This is a genomic window from Sphaerospermopsis torques-reginae ITEP-024 (assembly GCF_019598945.1).
Taxonomy (GTDB): Bacteria; Cyanobacteriota; Cyanobacteriia; order Cyanobacteriales; family Nostocaceae; genus Sphaerospermopsis.
In genome coordinates this window covers 3471682-3494056 of sequence record NZ_CP080598.1, presented here as the reverse complement: position 1 = coordinate 3494056, position 22375 = coordinate 3471682, and the positions used below count along the sequence as shown (strand labels likewise).

19 protein-coding genes and 1 pseudogene are annotated in these 22375 nt (G+C 38.4%); 10 read left to right on the top strand and 10 right to left on the bottom strand.

The window, feature by feature from the left end:
• Positions 1–5: 5 nt before the first annotated feature.
• The gene (locus K2F26_RS16235; RefSeq protein WP_220608636.1) at positions 6–929 is read right to left on the bottom strand and encodes a lysophospholipid acyltransferase family protein; all 924 of its coding nucleotides are present in this window, start codon (positions 927–929) and stop codon (positions 6–8) included.
• Positions 930–1073: 144 nt separating this feature from the next.
• Here K2F26_RS16235 and K2F26_RS16230 point away from each other — a divergent pair, with 144 nt between their 5' ends.
• The 4 genes from K2F26_RS16230 to K2F26_RS16215 all read left to right on the top strand — a co-directional run bounded on the left by K2F26_RS16230 (position 1074) and on the right by K2F26_RS16215 (position 7303).
• Positions 1074–1961, top strand: a complete 888-nt coding sequence (locus K2F26_RS16230; RefSeq protein WP_220608635.1) for an alpha/beta hydrolase — start codon at positions 1074–1076, stop codon at positions 1959–1961.
• A 74-nt stretch (positions 1962–2035) separates the two neighbouring features.
• Positions 2036–2896, top strand: a complete 861-nt coding sequence (locus K2F26_RS16225) for a Tab2/Atab2 family RNA-binding protein (RefSeq protein WP_220608634.1) — start codon at positions 2036–2038, stop codon at positions 2894–2896.
• A gap of 270 nt (positions 2897–3166) precedes the next feature.
• Positions 3167–4480 carry a TldD/PmbA family protein gene (locus K2F26_RS16220; RefSeq protein ID WP_220608633.1) on the top strand — a complete coding sequence of 438 codons (1314 nt, stop codon included), beginning with the start codon at positions 3167–3169 and terminating at the stop codon, positions 4478–4480.
• Positions 4481–4681: 201 nt separating this feature from the next.
• On the top strand, positions 4682–7303 hold the full coding sequence (locus K2F26_RS16215) for a chloride channel protein (RefSeq protein WP_220608632.1): 2622 nt from the start codon (positions 4682–4684) through the stop codon (positions 7301–7303).
• Positions 7304–7478: 175 nt separating this feature from the next.
• Here K2F26_RS16215 and K2F26_RS16210 read toward each other — a convergent pair whose 3' ends face one another.
• Positions 7479–7730: a hypothetical protein gene (locus K2F26_RS16210; protein ID WP_437441037.1), complete on the bottom strand. Its 252-nt coding sequence runs from the start codon at positions 7728–7730 to the stop codon at positions 7479–7481.
• A gap of 215 nt (positions 7731–7945) precedes the next feature.
• On the opposite strand from K2F26_RS16210, the gene K2F26_RS16205 reads away from it, so the two are divergent.
• From K2F26_RS16205 to K2F26_RS16195, 3 genes are all read left to right on the top strand, one after another.
• Positions 7946–10105 carry a Tex family protein gene (locus K2F26_RS16205; protein ID WP_220608631.1) on the top strand — a complete coding sequence of 720 codons (2160 nt, stop codon included), beginning with the start codon at positions 7946–7948 and terminating at the stop codon, positions 10103–10105.
• 202 nt (positions 10106–10307) lie between these two features.
• Positions 10308–10697 (top strand): phage holin family protein, encoded by a 390-nt coding sequence (locus K2F26_RS16200; RefSeq protein ID WP_220608630.1) that lies wholly within the window; start codon positions 10308–10310, stop codon positions 10695–10697.
• 42 nt (positions 10698–10739) lie between these two features.
• On the top strand, positions 10740–10928 hold the full coding sequence (locus K2F26_RS16195; RefSeq protein ID WP_096566007.1) for a YqaE/Pmp3 family membrane protein: 189 nt from the start codon (positions 10740–10742) through the stop codon (positions 10926–10928).
• 204 nt (positions 10929–11132) lie between these two features.
• Here the strand turns inward: K2F26_RS16195 and sbcD are convergent, their stop codons facing one another.
• From sbcD to K2F26_RS16170, 5 genes are all read right to left on the bottom strand, one after another.
• Complete coding sequence (gene sbcD, locus K2F26_RS16190) at positions 11133–12359, bottom strand: exonuclease subunit SbcD (RefSeq protein WP_220608629.1); 1227 nt, start codon at positions 12357–12359, stop codon at positions 11133–11135.
• 678 nt (positions 12360–13037) lie between these two features.
• Positions 13038–13742, bottom strand: coding sequence for a phosphoadenosine phosphosulfate reductase (gene cysH / locus K2F26_RS16185; RefSeq protein ID WP_194059931.1), 705 nt, complete (start codon positions 13740–13742; stop codon positions 13038–13040).
• A gap of 194 nt (positions 13743–13936) precedes the next feature.
• Positions 13937–14443 carry a DUF29 family protein gene (locus K2F26_RS16180; protein ID WP_220608628.1) on the bottom strand — a complete coding sequence of 169 codons (507 nt, stop codon included), beginning with the start codon at positions 14441–14443 and terminating at the stop codon, positions 13937–13939.
• A 13-nt stretch (positions 14444–14456) separates the two neighbouring features.
• Entirely contained in the window at positions 14457–14975 is a 519-nt protein-coding gene (locus K2F26_RS16175) for a DUF29 family protein (protein ID WP_220608627.1), read from the bottom strand.
• 120 nt (positions 14976–15095) lie between these two features.
• A complete protein-coding gene (locus tag K2F26_RS16170) occupies positions 15096–17477 on the bottom strand; it encodes a phosphoketolase family protein (protein ID WP_220608626.1) in 2382 nt (793 codons plus the stop codon).
• A gap of 242 nt (positions 17478–17719) precedes the next feature.
• Here K2F26_RS16170 and K2F26_RS16165 point away from each other — a divergent pair, with 242 nt between their 5' ends.
• Positions 17720–18460 (top strand): dienelactone hydrolase family protein, encoded by a 741-nt coding sequence (locus K2F26_RS16165; protein WP_220608625.1) that lies wholly within the window; start codon positions 17720–17722, stop codon positions 18458–18460.
• A gap of 16 nt (positions 18461–18476) precedes the next feature.
• On the opposite strand, the gene K2F26_RS25465 is transcribed toward K2F26_RS16165, so the two are convergent.
• The 3 genes from K2F26_RS25465 to K2F26_RS16150 all read right to left on the bottom strand — a co-directional run bounded on the left by K2F26_RS25465 (position 18477) and on the right by K2F26_RS16150 (position 20767).
• Positions 18477–18830: a hypothetical protein gene (locus tag K2F26_RS25465; RefSeq protein ID WP_437441036.1), complete on the bottom strand. Its 354-nt coding sequence runs from the start codon at positions 18828–18830 to the stop codon at positions 18477–18479.
• Positions 18831–19102: 272 nt separating this feature from the next.
• Positions 19103–20080 carry an SUMF1/EgtB/PvdO family nonheme iron enzyme gene (locus tag K2F26_RS16155; protein WP_437441035.1) on the bottom strand — a complete coding sequence of 326 codons (978 nt, stop codon included), beginning with the start codon at positions 20078–20080 and terminating at the stop codon, positions 19103–19105.
• 3 nt (positions 20081–20083) lie between these two features.
• Positions 20084–20767: a hypothetical protein gene (locus tag K2F26_RS16150; protein ID WP_220608624.1), complete on the bottom strand. Its 684-nt coding sequence runs from the start codon at positions 20765–20767 to the stop codon at positions 20084–20086.
• Between the two features lie 113 nt (positions 20768–20880).
• On the opposite strand from K2F26_RS16150, the pseudogene K2F26_RS24895 reads away from it, so the two are divergent.
• Positions 20881–20994: pseudogene (locus tag K2F26_RS24895) on the top strand (Uma2 family endonuclease); the annotation flags it as partial.
• Between the two features lie 506 nt (positions 20995–21500).
• Positions 21501–22355, top strand: a complete 855-nt coding sequence (locus K2F26_RS16145; RefSeq protein ID WP_220608623.1) for a 3'(2'),5'-bisphosphate nucleotidase CysQ family protein — start codon at positions 21501–21503, stop codon at positions 22353–22355.
• The last annotated feature ends 20 nt before the right edge of the window (positions 22356–22375 follow it).

Sequence of the window (22375 nt, the reverse complement as noted above, 5' to 3'; positions counted from 1 at the left end):
AAGAGTTACCATAACATCCGATTCAAAAAATGTTGTAACAGCTTTATCCCCTCCGGTTCATGATAATCTGTAGGTAACAAATCTCGTATTGCTTTCTCCAAAGTTTCCAAAGCAGCATTTATTTCTTGACGCTTTGGTGTGGAACTTGCAGGAAAATATAAAGGTTTACCCACCCGAATTGTTAATTTTTTTCTCAAAAATAAGTCATGAGTGCCGATTAATGCTACAGGTACAATTGGCACTCCACCCCGCAACGCATAAATTACAGTTCCCCGTTTTAGGGGATGCAAATGACCCTCAGCAGTTCCCAGTCTTCCTTCAGGAAATATCATCAACCCATCCCCACGGGCTAAAATTGCGGCAACAATGCGGTCTATGCGGCGTACTGTTTGGATATTTCCACCAGGGTTAACAGTATTTTTAATAACTTCTGCTAGTTCCTTTAAATCATCCCTTCCCGCTTCAGCAGCAGAAATAACAGCTTGTTCTTCTCCCCAAATTCTTTCTAAAGGAATAACACCACCCGCAAAACCTAAAATCAGGCGTTTCCACCATTTATTATAGAGAGTGCGGGCATCACCGAGAATATAATAATACGGTTGAGTGAGTATTTCTGCGAGTAAAACTAAAGGGTCAAAATGATGGAGATGATTAGCCGCTAAAATGGCTGATGTCTGCGGTATATTTTCGATATTTTCCACACGGACACGGAAAAAGAAATGAATGAGCGATCGCAACACCCAACGTCTGATATTAGAACTAACTCGCGGTTCTGTATTTTCCTGATCAATAGCAGATAGTTGATTAAGAGTAGTATCAATAGTATCTCGAATAGTGCGATCGCTCGCTGCCGCCACACCTTCCCAAACCCGCTGAATAGCGTTATCAGTCAAAAGCGGTAAATTTTCTAACTCGTTATTATTTTCCATCTGCTTATTCTTTCTTAACTGTCACCTGTCACCTGTCACCTAACAGCAAAATTTCTGTAATCCTCCCACAGTTAGAAGATATTTTCCCTACAATGTACGTTGATAGGCTAAAAAGTTGCTGGGAAATTAGGTAAAAAACTAATCATGACTATTTACCACAGCGTAGGCACATTTAAAGGTGTTGGGGGAATTAATCTGTATTATCAAAACTGGAATCCAGGGGGTAAAATCAGGGGAATATTAGCATTAGTACATGGACTCGGAGGACACAGCGGAGTTTACAAAAATATAATTGAACATTTGTTACCTCAGCAATATGCTGTTTATGCCTTAGATTTGCGTGGTCATGGCCAATCACCAGGTCAAAGAGGTTACATTAATAGCTGGGCTGAATTTCGTGATGATGTGCGAACATTCTTAAAAATGATTCAACAGCAACAACCAGAATGTCCAATTTTTCTATTTGGACACAGCATGGGGGGAATGATAGTTTTAGAGTATGCTTTGCGTTATCCAGAAGATATATCTGCATTACAGGGAGTAATTGCAGTTGCACCTAGTATTGGAGAAGTGGGAGTATCACCAGTGCGCGTACTCTTGGGAAAAATGCTTTCGAGGTTGTGGCCGCGTTTTTCCTTAAATACTGGACTCGACATCACCGCAGGTTCAAGAGATCCGAAAATTGTAGCTACCTACACTCAAGATACCTTACGCCATACCCGTGCAACAGCCCGGTTTTCCACAGAGTTCTTTACTACATTAGCTTGGATTAATGCCCACGCCCATGAATGGACAGCACCTTTATTAATTTTACATGGTAGTGCTGACAGAGTAGTTTTTCCAGAGGGGAGTGAAATTTTTTATCAACGAGTGACTTGTGCAGATAAGTTGCGTATTGAATATCCGGGAGCATATCACGATTTACATTGTGATCTTAATTATCGTGAATTTCTAGCTGATTTGAGTAATTGGATGGAGCAGCATTTAATTAGAGAACTGGGAAAATTAGAACCAGTGATGAGTAATGAGTGATCGTTCATTGCGGCTGTAGATTGGTAGAGTGGAAAGATAACAAAACATCAACTCGCCAGATTTCATCGTATAACATGGGCAGTATTTGGGAACTCGATTTTTACTCTCGTCCGATATTGGACGCAAATCAAAAAAAAGTTTGGGAAGTCTTAGTGTGTGAAAGTCCTACTGATGTACGCACTAAAACAGACTCCTTGTTTCGCTATGCTCAATATTGCCCTAGTACCCAAGTAAATTCGGTTTGGTTGCGGACAGCGTTACAGGAAGCGATCGAGAAAGCGGGAAAAGCGCCAATTAAAATCCGCTTTTTCCGTCGGCAAATGAATAATATGATTACAAAAGCCTGTCAAGATATAGGTATTCCCGCATTACCTAGTCGTAAAGCATTGATTCTCAATCAATGGATACAACAGCGAATGGAGGAAGTTTATCCCCAAGAACCAGGATATCAAGGCGGTACAAATTCTTCTGTACGTTTAGAAAGACCTTTACCCCAGCGTTTACCGGATGCGCTGGAAGGCAAACAATGGGCATTTGTGAGTTTAGAAGCAAGTGATTTTGCAGATATGCCAGATTGGGAAATTGGCTTTGGTGAAGCTTTTCCCCTAGATTTAGCCCAGTTACCCCCAGAAACGCGTATTCCAGGAATTTTGATTTTTTCACCTAGAGCTTTACCCATCGCTGGGTGGATGTCAGGTTTAGAGTTAGCTTATTTGCGATTCGATACCAGTCAAGGAGACAGATTGATATTAGAAACTGGTGCAACGGAAAGCTGGGTTGTGGCAAATATCAGAACACCTCAACTGCTCAAAGAAGCACAAGGATTTGAAGCAGCCAAACAACAAGCCAATGGAGTCCATTTTATTGGTGTCCAGTCCGATCCCCAAGCTCAATCTTTTGCTGGTTTTTGGCTGTTACAAGAGGTGAATCTATAGTAGGTGACAGGTGACAGGTGACAGGTGATAGGTAACAGGTGACAGGTGACAGGTGACAGGTGACAGTAAATAGGCAGGGGAGCAGGGGAAGTAGGGGAAGTAGGGGAGATAACCCCCAGTCACCAATCACCAATCACCAGTCACCAATCACCAATCACCAATCACCAGTCCCCAATTACCCAAAAATTACGACTGTTGAGGCACGCTGATGAGATAATAGCTAGGTCTATCTGAGCTTTACCATCCAAAATCCACAATTAATCAAGGGAAATGGGTTCTGCAAAATTGTCACAAGATACACTAGCGGAACAGTTGCTAGAACTGGCTTTAAAATCTGGCGCAGAGGCGGCGGAAGTGTATCAGTCCCGATCGCTTTCTCGTCCTGTGTTTTTTGAGGCCAACCGCTTAAAACAACTAGAAACCAGTCAAGCTGAAGGTACAGCACTACGTTTATGGCGCGATGGTTGTCCGGGACTGACTGTGGCTTATGGTTCTGTAGATCCTCAAGGGATGGTAGAACGAGCTTTAGCCCTCAGTCAGTTAAATCACCCTGAACCTGTAGAACTCAGTAGTAATTCTGAAAAATCTTACCCTGATTTGGGGGAAGCTGTTCCAGTGGAAAAATTGATAGACTGGGGCAAAAGTGCGATCGCTCTTGTTCATGATGTCTATCCTGATGTTCTCTGTAATAGTGATTGGGAATGTGATGTAGAAAATACTCGGTTAATCAACAGCAAAGGTTTAGATTGTCACTATACTGATACTACTCTCAGTTGCTATATGTCCGCAGAATGGGTCAGGGGTGATGATTTTCTCAGTGTTGCGGATGGACAAACCCAACGTGGTGAACTTGATCCCACCAGAGTAGCACATCAAATTTTACAGCGATTAAATTGGGCAAAAGAAAACGTTTCTACCCCTAGCGGTCGGTTTCCAGTTTTATTTACTTCCAAAGCTGCGGATATGATTTGGGGAACAGTACAAGCAGCTTTAAATGGTAAACAAGTCTTGGAAAAAGCTTCTCCTTGGGCAGAAAGATTAGGTCAACCTGTTGTTGCACCCTCTCTCACCCTTTACCAAAACCCTCAAGCAGGTCCTTACAGTTGTCCTTTTGATGATGAAGGCAATCCTACCCAATCTTTGATATTCATCGAAAACGGAATTTTACGCAATTTTTATAGCGATCGCACTACTGGCAGACTATTAGGTATTGGTAGCACTGGTAATGGTTTTCGCCCTGGTTTGGGTAGTTATCCCACCCCTGGTTTATTCAATTTTCTCATCCAACCTGGTAAGGCAACCTTACAAGAATTAATTCAAGATATGGATGAAGGTTTAATTGTTGATCAAATGCTAGGAGGAGGAGGAGGAATTTCTGGTGATTTTTCTATCAATATTGATTTGGGATATTTGGTAAAAAAAGGTCAAATCATTGGTAGAGTTAAAGATACAATGGTTGCTGGTAATATTTACACAGCCCTCAAACAAATAGTTAAATTAGGTGGGGATGCAGACTGGAATGGTTCTTGTTATACTCCATCTTTGATAGTGGAAGGACTTTCTACAACTGGGAAAAATAGTTGATTTCAGGAGACAGGTGACAGGTGACAGGTGACAGGTGACAGTAAGAAGGTAAGAGAGAATAGGTAATAATTTTACCAATTACCAATTACCAATTACCAATTACCAATTACCAATCACCAATGAGCCATTATAGAGAATTATGATTTATGGAGGTTATTTTTCAATTTTGAATATTGAATATTGAATGTTAAATTTTAAATTATGATTTCCCCGGACATACTAACCCAGCGTTTTCGCAACTTGTGGCAGTCCAAAAAAAGTTTAACAATATCTTCAATGGGCTATGCCAATGTTGAAGCTTGTGCGATAGGAATTATTGCAGCTTTATCAGCAGTATTACTCAAACAAGGTTCAGGTTGGTTAGGAACATGGCGAGTTCACAGTACCCAAATTTTACCAGCTTGGCTAACTTTACCTTTAATTGGGATGAGTTTTGGCTTTTTAGCTGGTTGGTTGGTGCAAAGGTTAGCACCAGAAGCAGCTGGTAGTGGTATTCCTCAAGTTAAAGCTAGTCTTGCCAATATTCCTATTAAGTTATCCTGGCGGGTGGCATTGATTAAGTTACTCAGTGCTATCATTGCCTTGGGTTCAGGTATCACATTAGGAAGACAAGGTCCCACGGTGCAAGTGGGTGCAGGTTTAGCGGCCGGAATGAGTCGCATTTTTCCCACTTCTCCAGAACATCGTCGCCAAATGATCGCCGCAGGTGCGGGAGCAGGTTTATCCGCTGCTTTTAATGCCCCTATTGCTGGGGTATTATTTATTATTGAAGAATTACTCCAAGATTTATCAGGACTAACTTTAGGAACTGCCATTATTGCCTGTTTTATCGGTGGTGTAATTTCCCGATTATTAGGTGGTGGAAGTTTGCAACTAAACCTGGAATTAATGAACTATTCTAGCAGATTCTCCCTGCAAGAAATTCCTATATTTTTATTGTTGGGTGTGTTGGCAGGGTTGCTAGGTGCTGTATTTAATCACGGTTTAATATTCAGTATTAAAACTTATCGGAGATTACACATTAGCTTATCTTTAAGAGTGGCTTTAGCTGGCTTGATTTCGGGTTTAATTGTGGCTTTACTCCCAGAATATTATCGTGATAATGCTGGTTTGCGGGAGTATATGATTGCTAGTCAACCGAATCTTTTGTTAGCAATTATCACTTTTATTACTCAATTTATTTTAACATTAATTGCTTTTGGTTCTGGCGCACCAGGAGGATTATTTGCACCCAGTTTAATTTTAGGTTCTTGTTTAGGTCATATAGTTGGAGTTTGTGAGTTTCAACTGTGGGGTTTTGGTTCTCCGACTACCTACGCTTTAGCAGGAATGGGGGGATTTTTTAGCGCCGTTTCTAAAGTTCCAATGACAGCTATTGTCATTATTTTTGAAATGACAACAGATTTCAATCTTGTATTACCTTTGATGATTGTTTCTGTCACCTCTTATTTAGTTGCCGATCAAGTTTTACCTGGTTCACTGTATGAAAAACTTTTACAATTGAATGGGATCAAACTACAAAAAAATGTTCCACTTGAAGGGGTATTAACAGAATTAAAAGCCCAGGATGTAATGCAGCAACGGGTAGAAACTCTAGAGGCAGAAATGTCTATAGAAGAATCAATTCAAGCCTTTTCTCGTTCTCATCATCGGGGTTTTCCAGTGGTAGAAAAAAATCAATTAGTGGGAATTATTACTCAATCAGATATACAAAATATTTACCCCTTCCAGCATACAGTTTTAAGGGAAATAATGACACCAAAACCAATCACAGTTAAGCCGACACAAACCTTGAGTGATGTACTGTATTTACTGGATCGTTATCAAATTAGTCGTTTACCAGTGGTAGAAAAACAAAAACTGATTGGTATTATTACTCGTGCAGATATTATTAGAGCAGAAGCAGATCGTCTGAACTGTAAAAATGGCGTTACTGGACCACAACCAGAACCATCTTATGTTGTTTATCAGACGCGATCGCCTAATATTGGTAGAGGTAGATTATTAGTTACACTTGCTAACCCAGATACAGCAGAAACTATTTTAAAAATGGCTGCTACTATTGCCCGCGATCGCCATTATGAATTAGAGTGTTTACAAATTATTTTAGTATCCCGTAACAGTTCCCCCTCAGAAACAAAAGTTAGAACTACTAAAAGTCGTCGTTTACTTAACAAAGCAGAAGCTTTAGCCAAAAAATGGGATATTCCCATTCATACACAAATAAGAGTCGCCCATGATGTCGCCCAAGCCATTTTAGAAACAATTAAAGAACGTCATATAGATTTAACTTTCATGGGTTGGAAAGGAAATACTTCCACCCCAGGACGCATTTTTGGTACTGTTGTTGATACTATAATTCGTCAAGCTACCTGTGATGTAGTTGTCGTTAAGTTAGGTAATTATTTAAAACATCCCTATTTTAACCGTTGGTTAGTACCAATGGCAGGGGGACCAAATGCACCTATAGCTATTAAATTATTACCAGCTTTAGTCACATTAGGAAATGAGCCAGAAATTCGCCTCACTCAAGTATTTAAACCATCGGAATTAAAACCTAATATGCAATTTTTAGAAGAATATACTCGTCAGTTAATCCGACATCGCAATTTACATAGTAATGTTTTTGCAACACCTATAGAAGCTGATTCTGTTACTGAAGGGGTAATTAATTTAGTCAAGAAAGAAGATTTTGATGTTGTAGTTTTGGGTGCTTCTCGTGAGGGTTTACTACAACAAGCAATTCACGGTAATATTCCTGAAAATATTGCTTCTGGTGTTGATAGTACAGTAATTTTAGTGAGAGGGGAAATTAATTCATAATTGGTAATTGGTAATTGGTAATTGGTAATGGGTAATTGGTAATTGGTAACTAAATAAGTGGGCGTTAAAAATTGTCGTTATGACAAGGGAAAAGAGTAGAGTCGCATTACTACTTTTTTACCACAAGCCCTAAATATTTTGACTCCTGACTCCTGACTCCTGAATTCTGAGCCGTTTAATAAAATTTCTTCAACAACTTGTTAGAAAGAAAAAGTACAAAAACTAACAAACTTAACTGAATTTGCCAAGGTGCAACAATCAGGCTCAAAATCAGCGTTACAGCCGTCAATACACCTGAAATACAAGCAACTTCATCATTATGTTTGTTCCAAAAATAACCAGTAACTAACCCAGTAAGTAATGGAATCAGAAAAAACAAAGGCATTTTACCAAATCCTGAACTAACAGCCTCATAGTTGAAATCCATAGATTCAACCTATGTTGATAATAAGGATTGATTATACACTTACGTATGTTTCCTTTACAAGAATTTTACAATATTTTTCTTGAACAAAGCTTAAACTGAGGATAGGAAACAGTTTAAATTATATAATTGGGTATATTATGCCATTTACAAGCTTGTACTCACATATTGAGCAAGCATATTAAATTTTGAAGTAGCATTTTTAACTAAAAAATCGAATGTTGAACATTCCGCAATTACTAGCAACAGAACTAGAACTCAAACCCCGTCAGGTGCAGAACGCACTGGAACTTTTCGCTGAAGGTGCGACAATTCCCTTTATTGCACGGTATCGCAAAGAACGCACTGGAGAAATGAACGAAGTGCAATTGCGGGAATTATCTGATAGACATACATACGTAACAGAATTAGAAGAAAGAAAGCAAGTAATTTTAAATGCGATTACCGAACAAGGTAAACTCACAGAAGAACTAAAAGAGAAAATCGAATCTTGTCTGCAAAAAACAGAACTTGAGGATTTATACTTACCATACAAACCAAAACGCCGCACTCGTGCAACTATCGCTAGAGAGAAAGGACTAGAACCTTTAGCAGCATTTATTAAATCATTAAATGTGAAAAATGGCGTAGGTGCTGACTTAGAAACAGAAGCAGCAAAATATATTTCTGAAGAAAAAGGCGTAAAAAATGCAGAGGAAGCATTAAAAGGCGCATCAGATATTTTAGCTGAAGAAGTAGCAGAAAAAGCTGAATTACGTGCCTATCTGCGGGATTATTTCTTAGCTGAAGGGGTGTTTGTTTCCCGTATTAAAGAAGAACATCCTGAAGGTACAACCAAATTTGAAATGTACCGCAATTATCAAATCAAAGTCAAAAATATTGCCCCTCATAATATGTTGGCTTTGTGTCGGGGGGAAGCGGAAAAAATCTTAAATTTTGACATTGATTTTGATGAAGATTTTGTACTTTCTTATTTAGAATCCCAAGAAATTAAAACCAAAGTTAGAAATATCAGAGACTTTTATCAAGCAATGTTAAAAGATGCCTTTAACCGCTTGATGAAAACCTCACTTATCAGTGAAGTAATTTCTGAAAAGAAAACTTATTCTGATATAGAATCAATCAAAACCTTTGAAGCTAATTTGCGGGAATTATTATTATCTGCACCTGCGGGAATGAAACCAACTTTAGCTGTAGATCCAGGTTTTAGAACAGGTTGCAAAGTTGCAGTTTTGGATCAAACTGGTAAATTCTTAGAATATCAAGCTGTATTCCCTCATCAAGCAGCAGAACAACGACAAAAAGCAGCACAAACACTAAAGAAATTAATCGAAAAATACAACATTGAATTAATCGCCATTGGTAACGGAACAGCATCCCGTGAAACCGATGAATTTGTAACAGAAGTATTAACAACTTGTGAAAGAAAACCGGTTAAAGTTATAGTCAATGAATCTGGTGCTTCCATATATTCAGCCAGCAAAGTTGCACTTGCAGAATTTCCTGATTTAGATGTTACCGTCAGAGGTGCAATTAGTATCGGGAGAAGATTACAAGATCCCCTAGCAGAATTAGTAAAAATTGACCCCAAATCAATTGGTGTAGGACAATATCAACACGATGTTGATCAAAAATTGCTGAAAAAGAAACTCGATGAAACAGTAGAAAGTTGTGTGAATTATGTGGGAGTAGATTTAAACACCGCATCCAAAGAATTGCTAACCTTTGTTTCAGGAATTACCCCCACAGTTGCTAACAATATTATTGCTTATCGCAACCAAAATGGCGCATTCAAAAATCGCAAACAACTGTTAAAAGTAGCGAAATTAGGACTCAAAGCATTTGAACAAGCAGCAGGTTTTTTAAGAATTAGAGATGGAGAAAACCCCTTAGATAACACCGCAGTTCACCCAGAAAGTTATCCTGTAGTAGAGGCGATCGCTAAAGATTTACAAGTACCATTAAAACAGGTAACACAAATAGCCGAAAACCTGAAAAAAACCAACCTCAAAAAATACGTAACTGACACCATTGGAGAACCCACACTGCGTGACATTCTCAACGAACTAGAAAAACCAGGAAGAGATCCCCGTGCAGAATTTAAGTATGCAACCTTCAAAGAAGGAATAAAAGAAATTAGCGACTTAAAAGAGGGAATGGAACTAGAAGGAATAATCACAAATGTTGCTAACTTTGGTGCATTTGTTGATATCGGAGTACATCAAGATGGTTTAGTTCACATATCCCAACTTGCAGATAGATTTGTAGATGATCCTAAGAAAATAGTTAAAGTTGGACAAGTAGTAAAAGTCAGAGTGTTAGAAGTGAACGAAAAATTAAAACGCATTGGTTTATCCATGAAAGCAGTAAAACAATAGAATTAACCCTCACGCAAAGACGCAATCTCCGTCAGGAGATCCCGCAGGGTAGACGCAAAGAAAGAATCTAATTCTCTCTGCGACTCTGCGCCTCTGCGTGCAAAAAATCCTCCTTTCGACATACCTCAATCCTATCCATCAACAGATGTGAAAACTGCAAAATTCTTTAAAAATAAAAGTAGCAGTTACAGAGGTAAAAATAATGTGGGCGACATTCTTAACCGCACTCGCAACAGCATTAAGCTTGTTAATTGTCGATATCATCTTTCCTGGTGTGAGGATTGCCAATTTTCCCGCAGCTTTAATTGCAGGGTTAGTAATTGGTGTAATTAATGGTTCAATTAAACCAATTATTTCCTCCCTATCTTTACCATTGACTTATGTAACTTTCGGTGGATTTTCTTTAGTAGTTAATGGAATTTGTTTTTGGTTAGCATCAGTTTTAGTTCCTGGGTTTAGAGTACAAGGAATTATTGCTTTTATTCTCGCTCCAGTAGTTCTATCTTTGGCTAATACCTTCATCAATAAATACTTTGCAGAAAAAAATCTGGAGTTACAAGGCAATAATAGTCAAATCACGACTGAATCTTAAATTAAAGAAAGTAAGTAGTTTTGAAAAAGTAGGAATTATCTCATGAAATTAACTCGTTTGCTGCTTGGTTTATTCTTACCTCCTGTGGGAGTATTTCTGACAGAAGGTGTAGGTATAACTTTGATAATTAACATTTTGTTAACCTTGTTAGGTTGGCTTCCTGGTAGTATTCATGCACTGTGGGTAATTACCAAACATGAAGAAAGATTGAATAGAGGGGAAGGTTTTTAGTTGAATTTTGGCAGATAAATTGCAGTTTGTGTGGGAGCATCCCAATGTTGAAAAAAATAAACACAGCCACACCAAAAACTCTCGATCAACCCTCTTACCTTTGTGTCCTTTGCGCCCTTTGCGGTTCAATCATATTCAGCTTTGGTGCATATTATTTCCATAGATAAAAATAAATTTACACATTTGGGATGATCCAGTTTGTGTTCAATAAATTTCTTCCACTAAGAGATTTTCTGCTGCTTCTAACATAGATGCAGCAATATCTTTTAAATCATCCCGATTATTTAAATAAGTTCTTAAAGCTTCCATCGGATCTATACTGCTACTGGCGCTTAATTCAGGAATCCGAGGTTTAGCTAATTGACTAACTAATTCTGGTTGAATTGTATAAGTATGTGCTGTATTTAAAGCTTTATGAATTGCGGAATTTTCTATTAAATCTAATTGTTCAGAACGCAATTTATAGATTAACCTAACTACAGTTTCTTCAAGATTATACTTGGATATTGCCTTCAACAAAACTTCCTGCGGATCATCACTTTTAGATAAATCTACCTCAATAGTACGAAATGTCCGCACAGGTAAAGAACAAAATTCCCACTCTACATTACCTTTTTCCAACTCTACCATCACATAACCTTTATCTTCCTTCTCCTCACTAAAATCAACCCGTTCAATACTCCCAGGATAAATCACCGGTGGATCATTAGATTTATTTAGATTTTGATGATAGTGAACATGACCTAAAGCAACATAATCAAAACATGGTCGTGTTAATAAAGAAATAGGCAAAGTAAAACCCTTGCCCACAGCTAACAAACGTTCTGCACCTAACATCGCATTGTCAGCCATTAAATGGGCTAAAAGCACGGTAGGTACATCAGGATCAAGTTTTCTCACTTCTCCTTCTAAAACTACTTCTAAGCGTTCCGTTAAAAGTTGATTGACTTCAGCCATAGATAAACCCGCTGTTTCTTTACGAGTCATCAACATAGAACGAGTCAACCAAGGAAGGGTAATAACTTGTACTTTACCGTTACGGGTGTGGATATGATGGGTAGTTAAAGTATCACCAACGACGAAACCAGGAACGCCAAGAGTACGGTAAATATTGAGACTTGCACCGCCCACACCTTGGGAATGTAGGTCATGATTACCAACTAATAAAACTGTAGGAATATTGGCATCTACAAGGCGGCGGAACTGACTAGCAAATGCTTCTTGTACGTAGGGTGCGGGTGTGGCATCGGGAAAAGCATCACCTCCAAAAATCACCATATCTACTGGTTCTGATAAAGCGCGATCAATACATAAAGATAGGGTATTGACAAAATCTTCTAATCGTGTATTTAAGCCTGTGGTGGGGTTGATGCGGCCGTGGGAGAAACCGCTTCCTATGTGGATGTCTGAAAGGTGTAGGATTTTGATCATGTTGCTGAGTGGGATTTTTTTTGAAACGAACCGCAAAGAACGCAAAGGACACGAAGGTAAGAGGGTTTAATAGAGATTTTCTATAGGTTTTATGATAGCGAATCATTTCAGACACAGAGGAGACAGAGGTAAAAGGTTTTAATTTTTATCTGTGTTTATCTGTTTGCATTTGTCAGAATCAGGATAACCAGGATTAAAGGATTTACAGGATGGTCTTTTTTAGATAGTTCGTTGGTGATGAAAGTTGTATTTGTCAGAATCAGGATAACCAGGATTAAAGGATTTACAGGATGGTCTTTTTTAGATAGTTCGTTGGTGATGAAAGTTGTATTTGTCAGAATCAGGATAACCAGGATTAAAGGATTTACAGGATAGTAATTTTTAGATAGTTCGTTGGTGATGAAAGTTGCATTTTGTCAGAATCAGGATAACCAGGATTAAAGGATTTACAGGATGGTAATTTATAGATAGTTGATAATCATTGAACAACCATCATCAAAAAACATCCTGAAAATCCTAATATCCCCACAAACCATCATCAAAAAACATCCTGAAAATCCTATAATCCTGGACATCCTGATTCAGACAAATGCAAAATTTTAGATCCCCGACTTCTTTGATCAATCTTCTCATTTATGCTATAAATTATCTCAGAAGTCGGGGATCTTTAACTAAAAACTAAATGTGAATACCACACTCAGTCTTACCAGTTCCTCTCCAACGTCCAGCGCGTTCATCTTCACCTTCACCTACTTTAGTAGTAATAGGTTCATCACCAATGCTAGGATATCCTTGATCATGCAAAGGATTATAAATTACTTTGTGTTCTGCAACATAAGCCCAGCTTTGTTTACGAGTCCAAGCAGCTAAAGGATTAATTTTTAAACGTCCTTGGTTGTCTAATTCAAACACAGGCATATTCGCACGAGTAACAGCTTGGTCACGACGACGACCTGTAATCCATGCAACTGTGTTTAATTCATTTAAACCGCGTGTTAAAGGTTCAATTTTAGTAACGTCGTGGAATTTGATAATATCTGTATCCCATAATGCTTCACCGTACTTAGCCGCAAAAGCTTCACGGGTGTCTACATCAGGTGCTTTGTAGGTTTTTAAATCTAGGTTATATAGGTCTTTTGCTTTAGCAACTAATTCTAAAGTTTCTTTGAAGTGATACAGAGTATCTAGGAAGATAACGGGTACTGGATGCTTGAGTACAGTATATAAAATGTGGGTGAGGATGATGTCATCAACGTTAAACGCGCTGGTTTGTACTAACCCTGTGGGGATGTTTTCCACAGACCAAGCTAAAATCTCTGTAGGGGTAGCGGTTTCAAATTTCTGATTTAAGCTATCTAAATCAAAAGTTGCAGCGACTGTCATGATAATTCTCTAGTAAGGTATTTTTACTTTGTGTTAAGTTTCATCCTACCTTATTAAAGACACCTATTCCTATCGTTATTGTCAATATTTAGGTAATTATTTTGTACGGGTATTACTACACGGTATATTTTGGAGTCTGTTTTTAAACGCAGATACACGCAGATTAACGCAGATATTAGAGATAATTCATACATTTATTGCCATTTTTCACTACCAGGTAATTTAATAATAATTTCTGTCATCGCTTTTGGTAAGTCTTTTACGGAATGTACATAAGTCAATTCTAGAAAATTTAAAGCAGTGGAAATTATGTTATTTTTATCTACTATTTCTGCTAGTTGAAATTCAGTGTAGATACCATTTAAAACTTCTACGCTTGCATCACCTATTGCTAATTCTATTTCTTCTTCTAAATAATTCTCCCATTCGTCTTTATTGATGTAATAGGATTTTTTGTTTTCCTTAAGATTGATTTTTTTGATTTCTACTAAAGCGTTACGAATAGATACAACCCAAGAATTTGTTAACCGTTGTTCTATTTGATTTTTAATCAAGTGTATTAACAACACCCTTAAAAATGATTGAATATTCCTTAAAATTGCCTGTTTACTCATCCCCTCTAACTCATCTACAATTGCCAAAGCATCTTCATATCTTCCCGCTAAAATACTATTTCTCAAGTCTATTAATTCCTGTGTCATTTTTTATCACCTCTTAGCTGTTACCTAATTTCCAATTTTCACCACCGGGGAACTGTATCACAGCATTATTAATAATTCCCGTTAATTCACTACTGGGATAATTATATGTTAATTGTAATAAATTATGAGCTTCATTTATAATTTGTTGTTTATCAACAATTTCCGCTAGTTGAAATGGGGTATACATACCATTTGCAACTTCTATACTTGCATCAGAAATAGCTGCTTCTATTTCTTCCTGTAACCATGTATCCCATTCATCTTTATTGATGTAATAGGATTTTTTGTTTTCTTTAAGATTGATTTTTTTGATTTCTACCAAGGAATTACGAATAGAAGCTACCCAAGAATTTGTTAATCTTTGTTCGATTTGATTTTTAATCAAATGTATTAATAACACCCTTAAAAATGATTGAATATTCCTTAAAATTGCCTGTTTACTCATCCCCTCTAACTCATCTACAATTGCTAACGCATCTTGATAACGTCCTGCTAAAATACTATTTCTCAAGTCTATTAATTCCTGTGTCATATTAATTAACCTCAAAGGTTATTTAATAGTATTATAACAAATAATTCATAACTTTGATCAAAATAAAATCCCCGATGTCTTGAAGAAGTCGGGGATCTGGAGTTATTTAGTTGTTATAGTTTAATAAGGCCATTTCCAGTCTCTAATTTCTGGCATATCTTCACCGTGTTTCTCGATGTATTGCTTATGTTCAATCAATTTATCTTGTAATTTTTGTTTCACATAAGCGGCTTTATAACCCAATTTTGGTACACGATCAATTACATCCATTACTAAATGGAAACGATCTAAATCATTCATTACCACCATATCAAAAGGTGTGGTAGTTGTACCTTCTTCTTTGTATCCACGAACGTGAAGATTTTTGTGGTTTGTATGGCGATATGTGAGACGATGAATTAACCAAGGATAACCATGAAATGCAAAGATAATTGGTTTATCTGTGGTAAAGATACTATCAAAATCTTTGCTGCTTAAACCGTGAGGATGTTCACTTTTTGGTTGTAATGTCATCAAGTCTACAACGTTCACTACCCGCACTTTTAATTCTGGGAAATTTTGTCTTAAAATATCCACAGCAGCTAGGGTTTCTAAGGTGGGAATATCCCCCGCACAGGCCATGACTACATCGGGTTCACCGTCTTGATCATTACTTGCCCATTCCCAAATTCCTAAACCTTTGGTACAGTGTTTTATGGCTGCATCCATGTCTAAATATTGTAGTGCTGGTTGTTTTCCAGCCACAATTACATTTACATAGTTGCGACTTCTTAAACAATGGTCGGTTACTGATAATAAAGTGTTAGCATCGGGTGGAAGATAAACACGAATAACGTCGGCTTTTTTGTTAACTACATGATCTAAAAAACCAGGATCTTGGTGAGAAAAACCGTTATGATCTTGTCGCCAAACGTGGGAAGTGAGAAGATAATTTAAAGACGCTATTGGTCTTCTCCAAGAAATATGACGAGTTGTTTTTAACCATTTAGCGTGTTGGTTAAACATGGAGTCAATGATATGAATAAATGCTTCATAACAGGAGAAGAAACCATGTCTTCCTGTTAGCAAATATCCCTCTAACCATCCTTGACAGTTGGTTTCACTGAGCATTTCCATTACCCGACCGGTGGGTGATAAATGATCATCTTCGGGGAGGGTTTCCGCCATCCAAGTTCTGTCAGTGACTTCTAATACTGGATCAATACGGTTGGATGCGGTTTCATCGGGTCCAAAAACTCGGAAGTTCTTGCTTTCTAGGTTTTCTTTCATCACATCCCGTAAAAATTTGCCAGTAACTTTTGTTGCTTCAGCGTTAACAGTACCGGGTTTGGGGACTGCTACTGCATAGTTGCAAAAGTCTGGCATTTTTAGATCCCGGAGTAAGATACCGCCGTTTGCGTGGGGGTTGTCTCCCATGCGTCGCTGGCCTGTGGGTGCGAGTTCTGCAAGTTCGGGAATGAGTTTTCCGTTTGCGTCAAAGAGTTCTTCTGGTTTGTAACTCTTCATCCAGTCTTCTAACAGTTTCAGATGTTCCGGTTTACCAGCTATATCACTAAAGGGGACTTGGTGCGATCGCCAATAGTCTTCTGTTTTCTTCCCGTCTACTTCCTTTGGTCCTGTCCAACCTTTAGGCGTTTTTAAAATAATCATTGGCCATTGTGGGCGTTTTGTAAACCCATGTACCCGCGCTTCTCTTTGGATACCTTGAATTTCGGTAACTATGGTATCTAAAGTTGCTGCCATTTGTTGATGGACATCCGCCGGATCAGCACCTTCCACAAAGTAAGGTTTATACCCATAACCGATAAACAGGCTTTCTAATTCGTCCTTGGGCAACCGTGCTAATACGGTGGGGTTAGCAATTTTATAACCATTCAAATGTAGGATCGGTAAAACCGCCCCATCAGTAACCGGGTTGAGGAACTTGTTAGAATGCCAACTGGTTGCTAGTGCGCCGGTTTCCGCTTCCCCGTCACCCACAACCGCAGCTACTAACAGGTCTGGGTTATCAAAAGCAGCACCAAAGGCGTGTACTAAAGCATACCCCAATTCTCCCCCTTCATGGATAGAACCTGGTGTTTCTGGAGCTACGTGACTAGGAATACCACCCGGAAAGGAAAATTGCTTAAATAGTTTTTGCATTCCCTCTGCATCTTGGGAAATGTTCGGGTAATATTCGCTGTATGTTCCTTCTAAGTAGGTGTTGGCTACAAGTCCGGGTCCACCATGTCCGGGTCCTGCGATGTAGATGGTGTTGAGGTCGTATTTTTTAATGATGCGGTTGAGGTGGACGTAAATAAAGTTCAGTCCGGGTGTAGTTCCCCAATGTCCTAATAAACGGGGTTTTACGTGGTCTTGTTTGAGGGGTTCTTTCAGTAGGGGGTTGTCGAGGAGGTATATTTGTCCCACTGAGAGATAGTTTGCTGCACGCCAATAAGCGTTAATTTTTTGTAATTCTGTGTCTGTTAAAGGCTTTAGTTTGGGAGTGCTGGCTAATGTCATTTTCAACTCCGGTAGTATTTACACCATTGTTTAGTGTAATGGTTTGCTGAGTTGGTGTCATCTTACCTGTGATGAGTTTTTGCGGGGGGAGGAGTTAAGAGTTTTGTAGCATTTTTAGAATAGACCTCTCCAAATCGGTTTTAGATCCTGGACTTTTTGAAGAATTAGGGTATCTGAAAAATTTACTGATTATTATAAAACCTGAAGAATTACAAATTAACACATTACCAAAAAATCAAAAAATGCAAATTGTAAAACGCAATATCGAATTAAGAGTAGATGATAGTTTAATGCGGGTTTATGTCGCATCTCCTAAAGCAGAAGGTAAATATCCGGGAATTGTTTTTTACAGTGATATTTATCAATTAGGTGATGCTATAATTCGCTTAGTTAATTATTTAGCTGGTTTTGGTTATGTTGTCGCCGCACCGGAAATTTTTCACCGTATTGAACCCATAGGTGCTGTTATTGAACCTGATGATCTAGGGAGAATGCGCGGTAATGATAACGCACGCAAAACATTAATTTCTGAATATGACAATGATACCCGCGCTGTCATTAATTGGCTGAAAAATGAGAAATCAGTTATTAGTGAAAAAATTGGAACTTTGGGTTTTTGTATTGGTGGACATTTAGCATTTAGGGCAGCTTTTGAAAGTGAAATCAAAGCTTGTGTTTCTTGTTATCCTACAGGTATTCCTATCGGTAAATTAGGTAAAGGTGTGGCGGATACTATTCACAGGTTTGCAGAAATTAAAGGCGAAATGTTGTTAATTTTTGGTACTCAAGATCCCCACATTCCTGAACAAGATAGACATACTATTATTAATGGTTTAGAAACTGCGAAAATACCTCATCAATATTTCTGTTATGAAGCGGAACATACTTTTATGAGAGATGACGGTTATCGTTATGATGCGGAAGCAGCGACATCTGCATGGCGAGAAATAATTGCTTTTTTGGAAAGGAAATTTAAAAGCTAATGGTTGATTTTCTCTTCTATTCTGACTCCTGACTCCTGACTCCTTGCTTTTTAAGGCTGGGTAAGTCTTCGGTTTTGACACCTACCAAGCTACCCAAACCAGTTTTATGTTTGGATGCTGTCACCAACATCACAGGGACAGGTCTGGACTCTCTTTTGACACGCCCGACGAATTCCCATCCGCCAGTTCTGGTACAAGAGAGTGCTGCCAGCACCACCGCACACCACCCGAAAACCCACATTGTTGTTACGGTTGTCGGGGGTATTCCTGTTGCGATTGGCAGAACGACAGTTTTGAGGGTTGTTGTTCCACGAACCACCGCGCAGCAGTCGGAATTGCCTGCCCCTTCTCTATCCTCTTGTTTGAGCAAGAGAAATAAATAGCTTTAGGAATCTGATTTACAGATTCAGATTTATATGTTATTATAAATCAAACCAAGGCTGTAAAAGTTTTTGTTACATTAAGTAACTCAGGCTGCTTAAAAATCTAAAGACCCAAAAATCTAAAAACCCAAAAATCTAAAGACCCAAAAATCTAAAGACCCAAAAATCTAAAAAAAATTTGATCGCTCCACTTCGTTCCGCTTGAAGAGAGTAAAGAGAAGAAGGGTAGAGGGCAAAAGGGCAAGAGTGTAAAGGGCTACTAAGTCCTGCCAGCACCACCGCACACCACCCGAAAACCCACATTGCGGTTACGGTTGTCGGGGGTAACCCTGCTGCGATTGGCAGAACGACAGTTAGGAGGGTTGTTGCTCCACGAACCACCGCGCAGCAGAGGATATTGATTATCATTATCATTTTTCCAAGCACTGCCATCACTGGGCGCACCATTATAGCTATGATGCCATGTGTCGGCGCACCATTCCCAGACATTGCCGTGCATATCATATAAACCAAAGGCGTTGGGCTTAAAATTTCCTACTGCTGTTGTTTGTTCTCGATATTTTCCTTTGGAGGCATTACCATAGGTGTAGTTACCATCATAGTTTACCACATCTGTGGTGATTGTGTCACCAAAAGCAAAAGGTTTTGCCGAACCAGCACGACAAGCATATTCCCATTCCGCTTCGCTGGGTAAACGATATTGTCGTCCTGTCTTCTTACTTAGTCTAGCACAAAATTCGACGGCATCGTGCCAAGATACTTGTTCTACAGGTAATTTATCACCTTTAAAATAAGACGGATGGGGGTCTAGCCAGTTCTTAACAGTGGGACAGGAATAAACTACTTTTTCCCATTGTTCCTGGGTAATGGTGTATTTCCCCATGTAAAAAGGTTTCACAGTTACATAGTGTTGGGGACGTTCATCATCACTACTACCTTCTTCACTTTCTGGTGCGCCCATTAAAAATGTCCCGCCAGAAATATAAACCATTTCTAATTTGACATCAAAACCCAAATCTTCGATAAAAGATTGATTTGCAACTGGAGTTGAAGAAGATTGAAGTAAGTTTTGTAATTCCTGCTGACGCTTACTAATTTGTTGTTTTATTTGTGCGATTTGACTATTCCAATTACCACGTTGACCCGGATCATATTCAAAGCGTAATTTATCTTCATACTGCTTGAGTAAATCAAAATCTGTTTCTAATTGCTCTTCCAAATGTTGACGCAAATTCACAATCTATTCTCTCCGTAATTTATTCTTAATGTAATCCCAAGTAGACTGAAGATTAAAACCAGTGCCTAATTCTAATTCACCTTCATAATTTATCAAAAAGGGAACAATAGGCATAGAAACTACTAATTTATGTTTTGCATCCAGTTGAGGAGATTTAATAATTTCTGCAACTGCTGGCTGACTGCTTGGTGGTAAAGAAGGTATACGTTCCTCTAACACTGCCAACATTTGCAGCATTTCTGATTCAGATATTTGATTAGTTTCTATGGCATCTAGCATCTTTTCTATCAGAACTAATTGAGTGTGATTTAGTTGCTCAATAATAACTTTCAATATGGATTGTTCAGCAGCATCATAACGATTTAGTAGTGAATCCTGATTAACAAGGACAATATTTAACTTTGCGTCTATTTGATCTATTTGGCTTTCTATTAATTGCAATTGATTTTTTACCACCTGCATTTGAGGTTCAGAAGTTGCCGCCAACTTTTGTTCTATTTCTTGATATTGTTCTGTATAATTAGCAATAGATTTCTTGATGATTCTGACTTGTTTTTTATACCTCCTAACTCTGAGGATGTCGTCGTCGTCCCTCAATGCGTTCTCAAATTCTTTGAGTAATTCTCGGTCTTGCTCAAGGTGATCTTGTAAATCTTGTAGTCTCTTGCGAAAAATGTCATCAAGCACGAGTATAACTCCTGAATCCGGGAATATTTCAGAGTTTAGCGTATTTTTAGACCAATATATCATAATAGTCACTAAACTGGGAATTAAGGCAGGAAAATTTCTTGAATCTATTTATAAATTTCTCCCCTCCCCAGATTTTACAATCAAATCCACCCCTTCCCCCGTGGGAAAATTTACCCACAATGTATGACTTACCTAGTGAAAACCCAGAGGAAAAAGGCTTGCCATGTAATAAAAGCTAATCATTAAAGCCAGGGAATAAATTCCCTGTCTGATAGCTGAAGTCGTTTAAAACCGACTATTTTTGATTTATTTAGTAATAGTAATCAGGCTGATCAATTCATGAATTGCCCCTACATTCATTTTCGGAGATGTCAGAGGGTGTTTGAAAAGTTTTGGATCGTGATTTTAGGCACTCCCCTGATCCCCCCTAACCCCCTTAAAAAGGGGGGAACTAGAGTCAAAGTCCCCCTTTTCAAGGGGGATTTAGGGGGATCTATAAATATTTGATACACCATCAGCGACTTTTAAAACATCCTCTCAATTGTTCATTGTCAATTGTTCATTGTCAATTGTTCATTGTCAATTGTTCATTGTCAATTGTCCATTATTGAAAAGCTTCTTTCCGTGGCGGGGAAAGGTTTGGAGAGAGGTTTTACAAATTTATACGAACTCATGTTATGTTATGTTTGGTGAATTTATCACCTCAAGCTTTTCATGTTTCAACTAACAAATGACAAACTTACAAGAAATACTTAAAATTACCCGTCAAGTGGGTTGGGGTGCAGCTAAGTTACTGCGCTCCTATTATCAAGGAACTGCTAACAACTCTAACTTAGAAATAGAATATAAGCAAAATGAACCCATAACCATTGCTGATAAGGCTGTGAGTGAGTATATCCTATCTCACCTACAGGCAGCATTTGTTGATGAAAATTTTGGTTATATCAGCGAAGAAACTTATAAATCTCAACAAGGTAAATATCCTGGGGAGTTAGTTTGGATTATTGATCCTTTGGATGGTACAAGAGATTTTATTAATAAAACTGGGGAATATGCAATACATATTGCTTTAGTGCAAAACACAAGGCCAATTTTAGCAGTGGTAGCAATACCGGAAGCGGAAAAGATATATTATGCTACTAAAGGTGGTGGTACTTTTGTGGAAACTGTTAATGGTTCTCGTCCTTTGAAAGTGGCTGCTGCTAAAGCACTTGAAGATTTAATCTTGGTTGTTAGTCGTTCCCATCGCAATGAAAGGTTAGAATATTTACTCAAAAATTTACCTTGTCAAAAACAAAAAGCCATTGGTAGTGTAGGTTGTAAAGTGGCTGCTATCGTGGAACAACAGGCAGATGTTTATATTTCCCTGTCTGGTAAATCTGCTCCTAAAGATTGGGATATGGCTGCACCGGAATTAATTTTAACAGAAGCTAGTGGTAAATTTACTCACTTTGACGGCAGACCATTAGAGTATAACACTGGTGACATCAACCAATGGGGCGGTTTGTTGGCTAGTAGTTCTCAAGATCATGAAATATTGTGTCAGAAAGCAGAGCAGATATTGACTGAGTTTGCGGCCAAATGAAGTCCCGACACAAAAGATAA

Coding starts and splice junctions, on each gene's coding strand:
- K2F26_RS16235 (WP_220608636.1), bottom strand. CDS start 929: ATGGAAAATAATAACGAGTTAGAAAATTTACCGCTTTTGACTGATAAC.
- K2F26_RS16230 (WP_220608635.1), top strand. CDS start 1,074: ATGACTATTTACCACAGCGTAGGCACATTTAAAGGTGTTGGGGGAATT.
- K2F26_RS16225 (WP_220608634.1), top strand. CDS start 2,036: ATGGGCAGTATTTGGGAACTCGATTTTTACTCTCGTCCGATATTGGAC.
- K2F26_RS16220 (WP_220608633.1), top strand. CDS start 3,167: ATGGGTTCTGCAAAATTGTCACAAGATACACTAGCGGAACAGTTGCTA.
- K2F26_RS16215 (WP_220608632.1), top strand. CDS start 4,682: ATGATTTCCCCGGACATACTAACCCAGCGTTTTCGCAACTTGTGGCAG.
- K2F26_RS16210 (WP_437441037.1), bottom strand. CDS start 7,730: ATGGATTTCAACTATGAGGCTGTTAGTTCAGGATTTGGTAAAATGCCT.
- K2F26_RS16205 (WP_220608631.1), top strand. CDS start 7,946: ATGTTGAACATTCCGCAATTACTAGCAACAGAACTAGAACTCAAACCC.
- K2F26_RS16200 (WP_220608630.1), top strand. CDS start 10,308: ATGTGGGCGACATTCTTAACCGCACTCGCAACAGCATTAAGCTTGTTA.
- K2F26_RS16195 (WP_096566007.1), top strand. CDS start 10,740: ATGAAATTAACTCGTTTGCTGCTTGGTTTATTCTTACCTCCTGTGGGA.
- sbcD (WP_220608629.1), bottom strand. CDS start 12,359: ATGATCAAAATCCTACACCTTTCAGACATCCACATAGGAAGCGGTTTC.
- cysH (WP_194059931.1), bottom strand. CDS start 13,742: ATGACAGTCGCTGCAACTTTTGATTTAGATAGCTTAAATCAGAAATTT.
- K2F26_RS16180 (WP_220608628.1), bottom strand. CDS start 14,443: ATGACACAGGAATTAATAGACTTGAGAAATAGTATTTTAGCGGGAAGA.
- K2F26_RS16175 (WP_220608627.1), bottom strand. CDS start 14,975: ATGACACAGGAATTAATAGACTTGAGAAATAGTATTTTAGCAGGACGT.
- K2F26_RS16170 (WP_220608626.1), bottom strand. CDS start 17,477: ATGACATTAGCCAGCACTCCCAAACTAAAGCCTTTAACAGACACAGAA.
- K2F26_RS16165 (WP_220608625.1), top strand. CDS start 17,720: ATGCAAATTGTAAAACGCAATATCGAATTAAGAGTAGATGATAGTTTA.
- K2F26_RS16145 (WP_220608623.1), top strand. CDS start 21,501: ATGACAAACTTACAAGAAATACTTAAAATTACCCGTCAAGTGGGTTGG.